At 48.5% G+C, this 16,496-nt stretch carries 9 protein-coding genes and 1 pseudogene; 3 read left to right on the forward strand and 7 right to left on the reverse strand.

Translation table 11 applies throughout. The features are described from left to right. Positions 1 to 8: 8 nt before the first annotated feature. From LFE_RS08530 to LFE_RS14735, 6 genes and pseudogenes are all read right to left on the reverse strand, one after another. Entirely contained in the window at positions 9 to 2,696 is a 2,688-nt protein-coding gene (locus LFE_RS08530) for an AMP-binding protein (RefSeq protein ID WP_158310262.1), read from the reverse strand. Positions 2,697 to 2,698: 2 nt separating this feature from the next. Beyond that, positions 2,699 to 4,114: an MBL fold metallo-hydrolase RNA specificity domain-containing protein gene (locus LFE_RS08535; RefSeq protein WP_014449821.1), complete on the reverse strand. Its 1,416-nt coding sequence runs from the start codon at positions 4,112 to 4,114 to the stop codon at positions 2,699 to 2,701. A gap of 96 nt (positions 4,115 to 4,210) precedes the next feature. Continuing rightward, positions 4,211 to 7,924: a UvrD-helicase domain-containing protein gene (locus LFE_RS08540; RefSeq protein ID WP_081495400.1), complete on the reverse strand. Its 3,714-nt coding sequence runs from the start codon at positions 7,922 to 7,924 to the stop codon at positions 4,211 to 4,213. Beyond that, positions 7,890 to 11,195, reverse strand: a complete 3,306-nt coding sequence (locus LFE_RS08545) for an exodeoxyribonuclease V subunit gamma (protein ID WP_014449823.1) — start codon at positions 11,193 to 11,195, stop codon at positions 7,890 to 7,892. The genes LFE_RS08540 and LFE_RS08545 overlap by 35 nt, the downstream gene beginning before the upstream one ends. 410 nt (positions 11,196 to 11,605) lie before the next feature. After that, positions 11,606 to 12,037 (reverse strand): CZB domain-containing protein, encoded by a 432-nt coding sequence (locus LFE_RS14730; protein WP_407081008.1) that lies wholly within the window; start codon positions 12,035 to 12,037, stop codon positions 11,606 to 11,608. A 12-nt stretch (positions 12,038 to 12,049) separates the two neighbouring features. Beyond that, positions 12,050 to 12,694: pseudogene (locus LFE_RS14735) on the reverse strand (methyl-accepting chemotaxis protein); the annotation flags it as partial. A gap of 363 nt (positions 12,695 to 13,057) precedes the next feature. Between LFE_RS14735 and LFE_RS08560 the strand changes: the two are divergent. Next, entirely contained in the window at positions 13,058 to 13,888 is an 831-nt protein-coding gene (locus LFE_RS08560) for an FTR1 family iron permease (RefSeq protein WP_014449825.1), read from the forward strand. A gap of 12 nt (positions 13,889 to 13,900) precedes the next feature. Next, the gene (locus LFE_RS08565) at positions 13,901 to 14,266 is read left to right on the forward strand and encodes a cupredoxin domain-containing protein (protein WP_014449826.1); all 366 of its coding nucleotides are present in this window, start codon (positions 13,901 to 13,903) and stop codon (positions 14,264 to 14,266) included. 18 nt (positions 14,267 to 14,284) lie between these two features. Here LFE_RS08565 and LFE_RS08570 read toward each other — a convergent pair whose 3' ends face one another. Further along, the gene (locus LFE_RS08570; protein ID WP_014449827.1) at positions 14,285 to 14,830 is read right to left on the reverse strand and encodes a hypothetical protein; all 546 of its coding nucleotides are present in this window, start codon (positions 14,828 to 14,830) and stop codon (positions 14,285 to 14,287) included. Between the two features lie 356 nt (positions 14,831 to 15,186). Between LFE_RS08570 and argA the strand changes: the two genes are divergently transcribed. Continuing rightward, a complete protein-coding gene (argA, locus tag LFE_RS08575) occupies positions 15,187 to 16,494 on the forward strand; it encodes an amino-acid N-acetyltransferase (protein ID WP_014449828.1) in 1,308 nt (435 codons plus the stop codon). Positions 16,495 to 16,496 lie beyond the last annotated feature (2 nt).

A 16,496-nucleotide genomic window follows, 5' to 3' on the forward strand; every position in this document is an offset into this window, starting at 1 on the left:
CTTCCCTTTCACCCTTCGGATTGCATGTTTTCCGGCAAAAGGTTATTGACCAGGGAAAAAAGTTCAAGATTCAACCTGGATGTGGATTCTCTGGAAAGATCCTCCGGAGAAACCGGAAAACCAAAACGAAGGGTGATTTTCCGGGGCACCGGGAAGCGCTTGTTCCTGGGGTAAGCCTCGAAACTTCCAATGATCCCAACCGGTATGACGGGACAGGGGAAGGCCCCCAAAAGATGGGCTGTTCCTGGCCGGAACATCTTGATCTTCCCATCATGGGAGCGGTCGCCTTCGGGAAATACAAGAATCCCCTTCCCTTCTTCCAGCATTCGATAAGAGACCCTGAGAGCGGACGAAGCCTTGTCCGGATCAATGGATATCACTCCAAAGGGATCCTTCAAGGGATGGATCCTGGGATGATCAAAAATGGGGGAAAACCCCAAAAGCACCGTTCTCGAAAGGATTTCATCCGGCAGAGCCGCTGAAATCAGGAAGCCATCCAGATAGCTTCCATGATTGGCGACAATGACAAACGGACCATCCGGCCAAATGGCTTTTTCACCGTTAAATGTCTCGTAGATCCAACCTTTATCCGTCTTTTCGAACCGGGGAAGATTGGCTCGAAAAAAAATCGAAGAGGTCCCCCGCAAAAAAAGATGGAACGCCTTGAGACCGGAAGATAGGCTTTGCCCGTCTGGAGAAAGTGGGCGATGAGGCACCTCTGCCAATTCCTTTTCAGTCAGGGGTGTCTCCCAATAATGACCTTCAAGCGTCTTTTTTTCTGCCACCTTAAGACCATTTGCCCAAAGAGATACGGCAACCATCAGATCCTTGACCGTCAAAAGATTGTTCAAGAGGGCATCCTCTGGAATTCTTGCTCCGAATCCTTCTTCCAGAGCCGAAACCAGCTCAAGTCTTCCAAGAGAATCAAGTCCCAGATCGATTTCCAGGTGGTCTTCCATTCTGACTGGGCGCTTGATTGTCAAAACCTCATTCAGGATGGTAAAGGTTTTCTGTTCTATCGGATCCACATCCTTCGGAAGGGGTTCCTTTCCCTCATTTTGCTTCTCAGACTCCAGCTCCTCAACGATTTCAGGGAGAAGATACCGCTTGAGCTTCATCAATCTCGTTCTTGGCAATGGGTCCCTGACAATCGAAAAGCCACCCAATCTGCTGTGAGAAGGCAGGGACTGCTGCATCAGGTTAAACATATCCGTGACGATGGGAACAATATTGGTTCGCCCGGAGCGCTGAAAACTTTCAATATCGGGACGAACAAGCAACCATGGGACTCCCTTTCGAAGGGTTACAGCGATTTCTGAAACCAACGGGTCCGATATCCAGCGAGACTCGATCGCTTCAGGCTGGATTTTTTTCCCGTTTGGAAGAACCAGAAGCTCTTTCAAACGTCCGGTCAGGGTCAGGTAACCATCGGACAAATCTCCCCTGTCCCCGGTAGAGAACCATCCATCCTGATCGACCAGGGATTCGCGCCTATACCGGTCAAGCCAATAGGATGTTGCCACATTCTCTCCCTTGACCTGTACCTCCCCGGCTTCGGATATCCTTACGGAAACACCATCAAGAGGCCTGCCGACAGATCCGATCCGAAAGGCTTCCGGAATATTGAAAGAAACGACCGGGGAGGTTTCGGTCAAGCCATATCCCTCCAAAAGCATAAGACCAAACCCCATAAAATCTTCAATGATGGCCCGATCAAGAGGGGCTCCACCAGATGATAGTGCCCTCAATGACTGCCCGAATCGGGCATGAACCGCAGGAAAAGCCATTTTCCCGATGGAAGGGAATCCCGTCCTGGAGAGATTTCTCACCATTGGAGCCAAAATCTTTTTTGCCACAAACTCCTTGATGGTCCCCTTTTGACGGACTCCTTCCATCAGTTTTTGGTGAAAACCCTCCCAAATCGCCGGCACTCCCGGAAATAGGGCGATATTCTGATTGGAAAGACACCATGCAATCGTTTTCGGGTGGTTGTCCGGAACAAAAACAGGAACAGCTCCCAGCAGAATCGGAAGATGAAAAAGTCCCATCGCCGGATAGGCGTGATGAAGAGGCAACATTCCGAGAACTTTGTCCCCTTTTCGGTAAACATGAAGCTTCTCGAAAGAGAAAACATCGGACAGAATGTTTTTGTGTGTCAGAGGGACTCCCTTTGCATTCCCGGTCGTTCCGGATGTCATCAAAAGAAATGCCACATCATCCGTCTTTCCCTGTACACACCTTTTCCCGAGAGCATTGATAGCCGCATCTCCTTCACCGGAAGACAGGGGAGACTCAGTGGACACACTGACAACTTCGCCCCCCCACACACCCGTTAGAGATGAGACGGCTTGCGAGATCACCACCATGCGATCAGCCTCAAAGTTCTTGAGGTGAAAGCCCATTTCGGCAGGAGGCATCAGATGGTCGATCGCCATGACAGTCGCACCCCGTCCAAGGATCGCCATGGCCGCAAGGATCCAGGTCATTCCGGGTGGCCCCGTCAACCCCACGACCATACCCGGGTCAACCCTGATCTGATCCATCAGTTGCCCCACCCTGGCAGAGGCCATCCGTCCATCATAAGCCACTGGAAACAGTTGCCCGTCTTTCTGGACAACGTCCACTCCCAAAACGTCTCCGGGCTCTTCCTTTATCCTGCGAAAAAAACCTTCGAACAGGGTTTGAGGACGATCCATGGTCATAACCTCTTTCCTTTTGCTGGAGCTAATTCAATTGTTTCATGAAGTTTTGGCATCGCCATATTGTTCCACCCGATGGATGGAAGCTTTTCGGAAAATCCGGTCATGGATCGTTTCTCTCCATGAACCAGAAAAACCTGATCCGGGACCTGCATACTTGAGCACCAGGCAAGCAGGTCCCCCTGGTCGGCATGGGCCGAAAACCCATTGATCATGTGCGTCTGGATCCGGACATCGCGCATCTCCCCAAGAAGACGGACTTTCTTTTCTCCATCCACAATCGCCCGGCCAAGGGTCCCTTCCGCCTGATAACCAACAAATATCAAAGATGATAAGGGATTATCAATATGTCGCTCAAGATGATAAACAATCCTTCCTCCGGAAATCATTCCCGAGCCCGCCATAATGACAGCATCCCGCCTGACAGCGTTGATCTCCTGGGAGTCGTGAATGGAACGTGCTGTCACAAGTCCCGGGAAAGAAAACGGGTCAATCCCCTGGGAAATAAAAGACTCCAGCTCGGGAGAAAGTTCACTGCGAAAGCGTTCGAAGACCTCCGTCGCTGACAGGGCCATCGGCGAATCCAGAAAAAAGAAAGTCCCCGGCGGGACTCTTTCTTCCCGGAAAAACTGTCCGAACACCCACAGAAGTTCCTGAGCCCTTTCCAATGCAAATGTCGGAATCAGGACATTGCCACCACCAGCCAATGTTTGGGCCAAAACACGGGCCAGCTCCTCAATCGAGCCCTCTCTGGATCGATGGAGTCGATCACCATAGGTCGTCTCAACCAGAACATAATCAGAATCCAATGGAGGAGACCATGGCTTGACCAACGAAACATTTTTCGGACCGATATCTCCTGAAAACAGGATTCTGGTTGTCGCCCCTTTCTCCCGAACCGAAACCTGGATAGACGCTGAGCCGAGAATATGGCCGGCATCATGAAAGGTTGCCGTTACATCAGGATGGAGCTTCACAGGCGTTTTGAGGGCAACCGTCTGAAACAGAGCCATCGTCTCGATCACATCGGAAATATTATAGGAAGCGTCATCTCTCTTGTGGATGATTCCTTTTGCATGGTTATGCCGCCTGTCTCTCGCTTCCTCATGAAGATGTGCAGCATCCTGGAGAACAATTCCTGAGAGAAGCCGTGTGGGTTGGGTGGAGTAGATCGGTCCACGAAACCCTTGCCGGAAAAGGAGTGGAAGCCTTCCACAATGGTCAAGATGGGCATGAGTCAGCAGAACCGCATCAATTTCACGAGGATCAAATCCAAAAGGATCCGACTCGCCACCAAAAAGCTCATCCGCCCCCTGAAAAAGACCACAGTCCACAAGAAGTCGAAACCCGTCCATTTCAAGGAGGTGACAGGAACCGGTTACACAAGATGCCGCGCCATGAAAAGAAATTTTCATTAATCTTCCTTTCTGCCGAGAATCGGCAATGATAGGGGGTCTTTTTCCAGTTCATTCTGGCAAAACAACAAAAACCCTCCAAAATCACTCAGTTGATCAGGGATGTCTTCCATCAAAAAAAGCTTCCACCGCTCTGATCGTGTCGAAGGGAAAGATGATTTTGAACACTCCCTGATCCTTCGTCAGGCGGGGCGGGAGAAGCCCCCTGAGAAAGAGAAAAGTGCCTCCACCAAAATCCCTCTCATAGGAATAGCTCGCTCCGATACATGCCTTCATATGGCGATGAAGTGCTACCGTATAAAGAAGAGCCTGAAGAAAGTACCCACCCGAAGTGAGGGCATCACGAAGGCTTTCTTGTGAATAGTCCATCGGGTTTGGTCCAAGGTCATTTGTCTTGTAATCCACAAAGGCAACCCGTCCTTCATGAAAGAAAAAAAGATCGACCGCTCCTGATAGCATTCCGTTCAAATCGGCATAAGCACTCGATTCCAAGCCCCATTTCTCCGGCAAAGGGACCGAAAGATTTCTTAACAACGCGTAAAATCGTGAAAGGTTGTATTGCTCCATCGGAAAAGAAAATGCCAGTTCCGTGACCTTTTTTTCCCTTGGAATCTCCCCTATTTTCAATGAAGCCCCATCGATCGGAGTTGTTCTGCAGGCAGCGACCATCTCCAAAGCGTTTTTCAGATCATCCTTTTCCAAAAATCCACGAAGCTCAAGCCGAGACCGGACGAACCCGATCCATTTTTCACCCTCAGTATCCATATCGGCATTTTCCAAAAGTTCATGGATCAATGTTCCCGTCCTGGCCCCCCTCGCCAAACCTCCCCGTGGAGACTGTTTCTCGAAAAACACATCACGCTCCGGAAAAGGATCTTCGGCAAAAGACTGATCCTCGAAAAAATGCGCCATTGAAGTAAAACTCTCATGAATCCAGCCTCTTCGATCCGGAAAAAATCCTTTTTCAAACGCAGGCCCAGTCAAAACAGTCTGGTCTTTTAGAATCGTCTCCTGCAAAAACGGTTCCGAGAGCCCCTCGAACATCTCAAGGGGTTCTGCAACAATTGTCCCGCCCGAAAGATCCTCCGCCATTTTTGCCAGGATCCAGGGCGTCAGAGGGTGATCTCCAGAAAGCTTATCTTCCAGAACCTTTTCGGGGTTCTCAGGAGAAAACGTTTTCATCATACCCAAAAGCAGCCACAAAAAAGGTGATGGTTCGGAAACAGGAAGAAAACCTCCCTTTTTAGACTGATCATTTAAAACAATGCTGACATGGTATCGTGCCCTGGTCAGTGCAACATAAAGGATTCTGAGTTCCTCTGAAAAAGAGTCTTTCCTCGATTCTTCCATTGTCTCAGGGTCCATTTCATCCTCAAACCAAAGAGAGGGAAGTGAGACAGAAGAAATCGACGGCTCCCTTTTCTTTAATGGAAAAGAAATCTTTCCGGGTTTCAGAACAAAAGGACAAAAAACCATATCAAACTCAAGCCCCTTGGCTTTGTGAACGGTCATGATCCGGACAGCATTGGCTGCTCCTTCCGCCCTTAAGATCTCTTCCTCACCGGCAGGAAGTTCGTCCGATCTGCGAATGGCTCGGGAAAAACGCGCAAGAAGCCGCTCCGGAAGGAGATTCTCCTGGGACTCCCACAGATTCAAGAGCTCAAGAAGATGATTCAGGTTGATCCATTTTCTTTTTCCATCAATGCGTCCTGCAAGATTGTTCTCAATCGACAGGGCGGAAATCATGGATATCCCCATTCGATAGATCCCCGATGACTCCCATTCCTTTCTGAGAAGGGAAAAGCTCCTGAGTTTCTCCTCTCTGGATGGGAGGTCCGAGCTCAAATTCTTAAGAGACTGATAGTCCTCACCCACGAGTTCGCTTGTCAACGCGGCAAGAATACCGGAAAAACCTCCCTGGCCAAGGATAGCCAAGAGAATCCACTCAAGCTCCCTGGCTTCAGATGAATCCAGGACAGAACCATCTTTCTCCACAAGAGAGGGAATACCAAGGAGGGACAATTCTTTTTCAATCTCATGCGCTTCCCTTGTTTTCCGGACCAGAACGGCAATTTCCGAGGGCAAAACAGGTTTTTCTCCCATCCTGGAGTTTGACTCCGGGCAAAGGATACGGTGAATTTCCCGAGCTGTGGATCTGGCAACGAGAACGTCCTCCGGACTTCGGAGTGTGTCGTCGGCCTCCGGATGGGACCCTCCCTTTCGGGGTAAAGACTCCTTGACCAGAATCCGCATGGGGGCTATCCGCTTTCCGGAGACCTCCAGAAAGCTGTTTCGAGATGAAGCACAGTAGACCTCTGGAGCCAGAACATGTGGATTCGAAAAGGGAGATGGATGATTGGAATAAAGAAAATTCAGGGCTGAAAGGAGGGAAGAGGATTGTCGATACGAGGACAAAAGACCGTATACATGCCCCCCCATTTTCTCTCTGAATCGAATGTAGCTTTGAAGATCTGCCCCCCTGAAGTGATAAATGGATTGCTTTGGATCACCCACAAAAACCATTGATGGTGTGGGCAAGAGGGAATCTCCCGAATCGTTTTTTCCAATTTTCAACAGAAGGGAAATCTGACTGGGATCAGTATCCTGAAATTCATCGACCAGAAAAACCTTAAATTTGGACCGGATTGCCGCAAGGATGAGCCTGGAATCCGGGGAGTCAGGATTTTCTTTCTCCTCCTTCTCAAGAATTCCGAGAAGGAGCAAAAGAGCATCATCCTGGAAACGGATTTGAGCGGCTTTCTTATTCTCTTCGAGGATTTTGCCGACATGGTCCATCATTCGCCGGACAAAGGCTTTCGATGCTTCCTCCCATCTTTCACGCAGAAAATCCATCGAAGCGGAAAGCTCCACAAGGGCTTTTTTGAGCACGGGATTCTGGGTTTTTTGAGCATCAAGAGCCCCCTTTATCTTGAGGGACTGGTCGCTCTTTGCGCAGAGGATGTTGAACGGAAAGTCCGCATCTGACAAGAGCTTGGTCCGCTCGGACGAATGATCCTCAACAGATAATTCATTCACAATCTGTTTCTTCTCAAAAACCTGAGCAAAGGCTTCTTCAAGAAGGTCTATTCCCGGCCCGGACAATAGCTCCGGATCCGATACCGGCCACCCTCCCTGGGCAAGAGAAATGACTCGTGAGGTCAAGCGGGAAGGGTCAGGCTTCGGATTTTCAAGGAAATCCCCATTGTAGAAGGCAAGTGTTGTGATCCCCTTTTGAAACCAGTACCTTCTGAGTGCCGGATGGATCCGCTCAAGGTCATCTCTCAAAAAGCGGGCGGTTGCCTCAAAAACATACGGTTCCGTCCGGGTGACAACCTCCCTTTCTTCTGTTATACCCGCAAGATGCATGATCTCAGAGAGCAGCCCCTGGTAGAAGGAATGGATCGTCCGGATCACCACGCGGTCAAAATCCAGTATGGCTCGTTCGATTCTGGAGGAAGCCTCTTCAGGAGAAACATTCTCCAGAAGATCAAGAAGAGGTGGAATGGGTTGAGGAAAAACCTCTGAACCAGTCGAAGCGCCCCGTCGTGAGAGATAGGATCTCAGGCCAAGGAGCTCTTTTCTGATTCTTTTCAGAAGCTCCTGAGTCGCGGCCCTGGTAAAGGTAATCACGGCTATCTTGTCCACCGGGTGGTTCCAGACGATAATCGCCTTGAGAAACAGGACCGAAAGTAGAGTGGTTTTTCCAGTACCAGCACTTGCCTCCACCAAGTGAAGCCCGCCTTCTTCAATCCCGAAGGGATCATTTATCACTGGATCAATCGGCATTGATCGTCTTTTTCTTTTTTTCATCCACGACAGATCCCAAGATGGGGGAAAAGACTCTCAATGCCATTTTCTCTGAAGGCAGAAGTTGCTCAGGGTCAGAACCAGGTAGTCTTGTCCAAGGAGAGGCTTTTGCATATAAAATCATTTCCTCGGGAGAAATATCCGGTGTTTTTTGTTGAGAGATCCAAATTTTTTCAGCTTTTTCCAATGCCTTTCGACGATCGGCCCCGTTGGGATCACCCCATGGAAATCTCGGATCAAAAGAGAAATCCGAACTCACTTTCCCCGACTTTGGCTTGGCTTCTTTTTTTCTGAACTTTTTCCAACAGTCTGCATACTCCCAAGAACTTTTCAAAAAGATTGGAACAGGAAAAATTTCTCCATAACAGAAAATGGCAAAAAGATCCTGAAGAGCTCTTTTTGCACCCCCTTTAACACAATAGGACTCGCTCCCGGAACCGGAGAGAGAATAGATCGTTGAAACAACGATCTTGTCCTGAAAACAGAGACTCAGCAACAAATGGTCCACCCATAAGGACAAGATATCTCTTTTGGAATGATAATAGGGGAAAAACATAACATGATGAACATCATCCCCTTTTAGGAACACCTGCCCATCAAGGCTTCCATGAAAACGGAACGTCTGGCCGATCATCTCCGGAATGCTCGAAAGAGACAACTCATGAAGAGGAATTTCCGAGCCCGGATATTGAGAAAAGAGAAAATCCTTCTCCTTCCATAACCTAAAAACAGAAGAGGAAAGGCTTTCAAAAACACTCCCGGAGGCGCTTCCATGCGGCAAAAAACCAAAAGGGGTTAAAAAACTTTTGGGAGGGATCTCTCCGTCGTGTTCATTCAAATAGGAAAAGATCGTCTTTCCCAGGAACCTCGATTCCATCAGTCCCGGTACAAATGGATCGTTTGAAGCAAGAGAGGAAAGGGTATTCTTGAGGGCACCCCCTCCCCAGGATGACCAGAAAAATCGGGCAGGATTCCTGAAAAACCCTTTCAGATCATCCAATTCGATTTCCATCGGGCAACATGCGGGAATATCTTCACTCAGATCATCGGGGAGAGGTATGGAAGGGAATCCGGTGTTTTGGACAGACTCTTTTTTCTGGGAAAACCCTTCTACCAAAGACCATCTTTTTACCAAATTTTCGCATTCAGGTTTCATTGCCCTGATCCAATCGATCAGATGTCCAAGAGGAACCGATGGAAGGATCTCGTCGAAGGGCTCCTGTCCTGTCCCAGAGTAACTGATGAAAAGAGAATCTTTCGCAGACAGGACAGACTCCAGAAACATCCCCTGATCATCCTCCCTTCTCGAATGATCACCTGATCTTGGCGCATTCATCAAAGGATCAAATGAGACCATTCTGTCTTTCAGGGTAAAAAGCTCTGAATTCATCCCGAGAAGAGCCAGGAATCGGGATGAGATTCCTCTTGATGACACGATGGGAGCAAAGGTCACGCCATGCCCCATTTTCCCGGGAGAGTCTCCTTTAGCCATTTTCATCTGATGTTCAAGCATTCGGAGAAAACCGTCATATGGAATTTTCAGAGAAGCCATTCGGCTTGCTTCATTTTCATCATCGACAGGAGATAACATTCTGGAAAAGGATATCAGGGCAGTATAAATCTCGGGCTCTTTGATTCCAAAATCATCAGTGAAGAGATTCATAGCCATCCAGGATGCCGTTTCTCCCCAAAAGAATCCGCTTTCTTCATCCGGCAGACGATGGGCCAGATCCAGAACAAGCTTTATGAAAACCTGAAACTTTTCAAGAACAGGGGCCACTTCCCAAAGGTCCCCTCCGTCAAAGGGCATCATATCTTCCACAGGAGCGGACTGGGCAAAAGGAAACGATAACAGAAGGCGCTCCACACCCCAAAAAAAGGTATTGAGGGCAGGCTCGGGCGAGCCGAATGCTTCTCTCGTCTCCGGAGAAATTCCCCACCAGACAGGAAGCCGGGAAATCCAACGCTCAATCCTCTCGACTTCCTCTTGATCCAGCCCAAAACGCTCTCTCGAATAGGGGTGATCAAGAAGTGCCATCACCTCAGAAGCGGAACATTTTCCCCGGGCCACTCTGGCACAATTTTCAAGGTATTTGAAACTTTCCCCACCCCCCCTTTTTCCGACAATCCGATAGGGAATCTCTCCAACCTCCCCGATTTTTTTCTGAAAAACCGCATCAATGAAGGGAGCAAAAAGTTCAATATCAGACACCATCACCAAAACATCCGACGACATCAGGGAACTGTCCCGTCTAAAAGACAAAACAATCTCATGATAAAGCGCCTGAACCTCCCCCATGGGAGTTCTTGATACAACAATTCTCAGAGAGTGATCCAAGGGAGCATCTGAAAAATCAAGCCCGGACCGGTCATTGATGATTTCAGACTGTATCTTTGAAAGGATGGTTTCCCTATCGGGAATGGAAAAAAACTCTTCAGTCTGACCGGACCTGGAAAGACAGAGATCCCTCATCCTGACAAATTGGGCACCTAGTGCCCTAGTCAATGGATTGACTGCAGCTCCCTGGGCATCTCCCGGAAGCTGATCAGAGAATCCTGGCAAAAGAAAAATGGGTGTGGCCTGCCATTGATAGAGAACAACATCTGTCAGGATGGAGAGATCTTTCAGAAAATCCAGAAAAGAAGGTGGGAGGAGAGAGTGCCCTATGACATGTACCGGGGTTTTCAAAAAAGACTTCCCCTTAAGAGACTCCGGTGATGCTCTCACAAGCCTTGAAAATCGTTCGAGGAGAGAAACCCTGTGAAGTGGAGTTTTCTGGATCAGGCTTCTCCAAAGATCGGACCAGGGATCTTGATGATGTTGGTCTTTTTCCCAAATAAGGATCCAGTCAGGCCTGTAGATCAATATCCGGTCAAAAATCTCTGCCAGTGTTATGGCCAGTTCCCATTGGGACGGAATGTCCCCAGGAAGAGGGATTCCATCTGGCAAGCGAATCGCGTTGCCGGATTCTTCTCTTTTCGAAAAAAGCTCCATCAGAGAAAACGACATGGATATTTTCGACAATGGATTATTGGGAGGTGCGTCAGGAAAGCATTCGGAGAGAACGCTCCAGAGAAAATTTCCGGGGGGAGTGATTGTGATCCCACTAAAAATACCCAGTTCTTTTGCCAGGAGAGTTTGGAGATGAAAAGACTTCAATGAGGTATCTACAAGAATTTTTTCAGACTCAAATGGAGAGCGCAGGCGTTTGATTTTCCGGGCTAACTCTTTTCCCAGCCTTTCAGGATCGTTTCCCGAAACAACCCACAACATCCCATAGACTCCAGTTTATTGACCTTTGATTAAACAACCGGGGATCTCCTGATACCCTAAAAGGATAGGGAACATTAAATAAAAAAGAAACTCTTGCATAATAATATTGAAGGAAGGCGATTATGACAGACAGGAAAACTTCATCAAGCGGGCAGATCCCATTCGGAAACATTCAACACTTTTGAGGAAAAACGATTCGGGCTTCTCTTCCCTTTTGGAGCTGTTCCGGAAAAAATGTCTACTGAAAATCAGGTTCACAATCAGAAATGGAACCGGATGACTTCCGAATGCCAACCTTCTTCTGGGGAAAGCACCATCAGGAGCCCCCCCCCGGAAGAGCCTCATAATCACCTGTCGGCAAGCTGTCGGGAATCCACTTGACCGGATGGTCCAACAAAGAACTGCCAACACTAAACTTTGGCTGTGGACACTTCTGTTTCCGCTTTCCTGGCGAGTGCATCAAGAGCTGAAATCACCTTTAGGCTTTCACTCTCCATCCGGTCCATGGCCATGAGTGTTTCCGAAACATTCTCCCTTACCGTTGCTTCAATAGCCCTCTTGGCCTCTGAATGAACCGCCTCATGGGGTCGTTCAATGGACTGGAATTCTGGATAGGAAATGAACATTTTTCTTCCTTCCCCTTCGTAATACCATCGTCCCAGACGGCAGGATGTATGGCTTGCAAAATCTTCGACTTTTTTCGTCGACATACCAAAAACAAATCGGTAGACATCGAACTTGAAAATCAGGTGATCCAGCTTGGTCAACTCAAGGAAGCTTCTCACAGATGCGGCGGAGACCGTTTGTTCAATCTCTCTCGACAATCCGCGAATAGACATCATCTCTCCCGAAACGGTCTCACCCTCCCGGTTCAGATTTTCAGAATCCTTTGACCAGGACTCCATCTGGGATTTTGTCTGCAACGTTTCCGCCTGAATGGTGGAAACGAGTGTCGCAATTTCATTGGTGGCACTTCTCGTACGTTCTGCAAGTTTTCTGACTTCGTCAGCAACAACAGCAAACCCCCTCCCCTGCTCTCCGGCCCGAGCCGCTTCAATAGCCGCGTTCAAAGCCAGAAGGTTCGTTTGCCCAGAAACATCCTTGATCAACTGGACAATTCCACTGATCTGACCGGTTCGTTCATTCAGTTGATCGACATTTTTTGAATTTTTTCGGGTATCGATGGAAATCTGAAGGATGCTTTTCGAAAGATTCGAGACCATTGACTCGGCTTTTTCCACAAGTGATGCCGAAAGGGCAATACGTTCACGTTCCTTGGCCATAGATTCGGAAAATACCTTGAAAGAAGCCTGAATTTCCGTCAGGGACTGCCCGAACACCCCCATTTTTTCAAAAAGGTCACGAACAGAAGAGAGTTCATTCTTAAGAGACTCGTTTTCTTTCAAGATCCGACTGGTTTCCTCGTCCAATGCCATCAGAGCTTCTCCTTGTGTTTCCATAGATTGAAATAGCCGAAAAAATTGAGATACCACTTTCATCAAAGATCAAAAAACCATGATCAGAATGCCAGAAATGCTTATCCATGCATAGCATCTCTTCGGGTCATCATAGACTTTCCTTAACGCCCGGGAATGGATACTTTCGTATCGTCTTTAAGTGCGAAAGGAATCGCTGTCCCCTTTATGGAAGAACTTTCGGGTTCGACTTATCCGATGATCCTTGCTCCGTGATATGAAATTCTTTCTTTTAAGAAGACTCTTTTGACGGGCGACAGGTTCTGATATCAAAGGTACCCTTTCAGGAGATTTCCTTAAAAAACCTCTTGAATTTGACAGCCTTCCCGGCCGCAAGATAAAATATGAACATGATAATGAATCTCACTTGTAGGGGAGAAGAAGGTCTTGATTGAGACATATTTGATCCTCGTCCGGGAAACACTCGAAGCATCACTTCTTGTTGGCATCCTTCTGTCCACACTGAAAAGACTGGGAGACCGGAAGGGACAGAGATTTGTCCTGATGGGTACCGGTGTAGCGGTCGCGTGTTGCCTCGTTCTGGGGGTTCTTGCGGATCATCTCGAATCATTTCTCTCCGGGAATGCCAAAAATATTCTTGATGTATGTGTTTTTTTCCTGCCAACGATATTCCTTTCCTACATGGTGATATGGATGGCGAAAAACGGGCGGGAACAGGGAGGAGCCCTCAAGGAAAAGGCTACTGCCGCGATCAAGACGGAGAATGTATGGATTTTATTTTTACTGGCTTTCATGGGTGTCTTCAGGGAGGGTCTTGAAACGGTCCTTTTTCTATGGGGGATCTCCCTTCAGTCCGCTCCAGGAGAATCCATAGCCGCTCCAATGGCTGCTGGCCTTGCCGGATCCGCAACGGCTATCCTTCTTGTCCTCATCCTATTCAAATCAACCGCACATATCCCCATTTCGACATTTCTCAGAATCTCGTCGATACTCCTGATCGTCATGGCCGGAGGAATGCTTGCAGCCGGAACAGGGCGACTTGTCGCCATGGGAATTCTTCCTCCGATTATCTTCCAGACATGGGATACAAGCAGGATCCTGAACGAACACTCTTATTTTGGAGGGATGCTTGCGGACTTTCTGGGTTACAGGTCAAAACCGCCCCTCATCATGATCCTCACAGTATCCGTCTATCTGACAGGAATGTTTCTGTTGTTGCGACGGGCGGAACAGTCCGGAAAAAAACCGGCCCATTGACCCGGGAGAAAAATGTCCAGACCTAAGACAATCATTGCTCGTTGCACCCTATTTGCCATCGGCCTCGTCTTGATAGTTCCATCCGCTCTAACCGCCCAAAACACCGACGACGTTCCGCTGACGTTACAACACCATCAGTTCATTCCGGAAAAAATTTCGGTTTTACCCAATAAACGTTTTGTCATTGTCCTTGAGAACAAGGACAATCATCCGGAAGAGTTTGAAAGCTACGATCTTGAGTTTGAGATTCTCGTCCTTCCCCACAAAACCATCCGGGTTCCCGTTCGCCCATTACCAAAGGGAACTTACGCTTTCTTCGGGGATTTCCACCCCAAGACGGCCAAGGGGGTGGTCTCCGTCGGAGACTCTTCCCCCTAAGATTCGGACAAAATCCTCTCAGTGGGCAATGACAGGAACCCAACCTTTGCCATTCCAGTAAAGCCCCCGCCTGACAAGTTCCCGTTTGGGATGAACAATATACGCACCTGAAGGCAAAACCTCTGTGAGCGAATGCTCATCTGCCTGTATCACTTCCCCCCCATCAGGACCATGAACCTGTTTTTCAGGGGACATCTCAGCGGCCTTTTTCTCGGCCTTTTCTTCCCTGGCAAGTTTTTTCTCCCTTTTTTTCTGAATCTTGGCCCATTGCGAAGCAATCATCACCAGGTCTCCCTGATAGCGATATCGGTACGGGTGTCCAAAGAAGGGATGAACCCACCCCGGGCCAGTCTGACCGCCTGGAGCATACTCAACCGTCCGGGAATAGTTCGTCAGATAATAATGACCGGGAGAATGGGGTGGGATCGATAACCGGAGAAACTCCGTAAAACTGATCCGGTGATCCGTGGTAAAAGCCGAATAACCGACCAGAATCAAATGGTCCGGAGGAACAGGCGGTGGGACTTGAATGACGTAAAACTGAGTCGATTTTTGATCAAGCAAGAGATTCTTATTGGGAGAGCCCCCTTGAAAAGAAGTACACCCTGACAAAAGTGAAACCAAAACTCCGATATGAACCAAACGACCTATCTTTATCAACGAAGCATCCCCCATAACACATTCTCCACTCACCCAAAGTTCAAGTCCTTTGGAGCCCTGCTAGCAAAGCTCCTTCTCCATTCTGTCTTTAGAGTTCATCTTTTGCAAGACAATTGCTTGCTCAAAAAGGCCCAGCACTCTTCCCACCGACCAGAATCCGGTCAATACAGAGAATCGGGTGATAAAACATCCCTGATTCTGGTAGACTCGACCAAATTGAAGGTGATAAAAAAACCTATTTTAAAAGGCAGATCAGAAAGATGGACCCAGAACAGTTTATTCGTGGCTTTAGAGAATCATCTCCCTACATTCACCGATTTCGGGGACAGACATTTGTCATCAGTCTGGAAGATGAATCTCTTTCCGACGGAACACTTTCCTCCATCGCAAGTGATGTCGCTCTTTTAAGAAGCCTCGGGATCGGCATCATTCTCGTTTTTGGAGCCTTCTCAAGGATCAAATATCTTCTTGAAAAAAACAGGCTGCATGTAGAAACCACACCATCCGGTCAGGTCACAACAGAAAACATTCTCGGGGTCATCAGGGAAGCTGTCGGAAGTGTCCGTTTCGAGATTGAGTCCGCACTCTCAAGCGGTGGAGACAACTCTTCCATGAGTGGCGCACAGCTGAAAGTCGTCAGTGGAAACTATGTGATCGCGAGACCCATGGGTGTCATCAATGGGGTAGACCATTATTTTACAGGGAAGCCCAGACATATCCGGGCCGATTTCATCAAGTCCCACATCGCTTCGGGAGAAGTTGTCCTGATTTCTCCACTGGGAGTCTCCCTGTCCGGGGAACTTTTTTTTCTTGACAGCCGGGATGTTGCCCAAGCGGTTGCGGAAGAGATCAGGGCCCAAAAACTTTTGTTTCTCTTGAATGAAGAAGGAATTCCCGAACGGAAGGGACAATCGACCAGAGAGCTGACCTCAAAGGAAGCGAAGGCCCTCCTTCTCCGGGAAACGCTTTCACCCAACCAAAAAGACCATCTTGGCCGGGCGATCGATACGGTCTCGGCAGGGGTCGACAGGGTTCATCTTGTCAATCGGCTTCAAGATGGAGCTCTGTTGCTGGAACTGTTTACAAGAGATGGGTGCGGAACACTGATCTCTGCCGATCCATTCGAATCCATCATGCAGGCAACTCTTGAAGACATCCCCGGAATTCTTGAAATCATCCGCCCACTTGAAGCATCCGGCATTCTGAAAGGTCGCAACCGGGAAACGATCGAAACGGATATTTCCCTATTTTCTGTTACAAGGCGAGATAGAAACATTATCGGCTGCGGAGCGCTTTATCCGTTTTTCGACCAGAAGATGGGGGAGCTGGCCTGTCTTGCCGTCCATCCAGACTATAGAAGATGCGGACGAGCGGGAAACCTTCTCTCATGGTTTGAAAAGAAAGCCAGGGAAAATGGACTGGAATCCATTTTTGTCCTGTCAACACAAACAGGCCACTGGTTCTCGGAACGGGGATTTTCCCCCTGTCGGCTAGAGGATATTCCCCCTTCCAGAAGGGCCAGCTACAACCATCAGCGAAAAAGCCTGATCCTCAAAAAAAATCTATAGTC

Origin of the sequence: Leptospirillum ferrooxidans C2-3, from assembly GCF_000284315.1 — a bacterium.
GTDB classification, from domain to species: Bacteria; Nitrospirota; Leptospirillia; order Leptospirillales; family Leptospirillaceae; genus Leptospirillum; species Leptospirillum ferrooxidans.

Bases quoted from the DNA above. Each gene is read 5' to 3' on its own strand.
- LFE_RS08530 (WP_158310262.1), bottom strand. From the start codon at position 2,696: ATGGATCGTCCTCAAACCCTGTTCGAAGGTTTTTTTCGCAGGATAAAG.
- LFE_RS08535 (WP_014449821.1), bottom strand. From the start codon at position 4,114: ATGAAAATTTCTTTTCATGGCGCGGCATCTTGTGTAACCGGTTCCTGT.
- LFE_RS08540 (WP_081495400.1), bottom strand. From the start codon at position 7,924: ATGAAAAAAAGAAAAAGACGATCAATGCCGATTGATCCAGTGATAAAT.
- LFE_RS08545 (WP_014449823.1), bottom strand. From the start codon at position 11,195: ATGTTGTGGGTTGTTTCGGGAAACGATCCTGAAAGGCTGGGAAAAGAG.
- LFE_RS14730 (WP_407081008.1), bottom strand. From the start codon at position 12,037: ATGATGTCTATTCGCGGATTGTCGAGAGAGATTGAACAAACGGTCTCC.
- LFE_RS08565 (WP_014449826.1), top strand. From the start codon at position 13,901: ATGTCCAGACCTAAGACAATCATTGCTCGTTGCACCCTATTTGCCATC.
- argA (WP_014449828.1), top strand. From the start codon at position 15,187: ATGGACCCAGAACAGTTTATTCGTGGCTTTAGAGAATCATCTCCCTAC.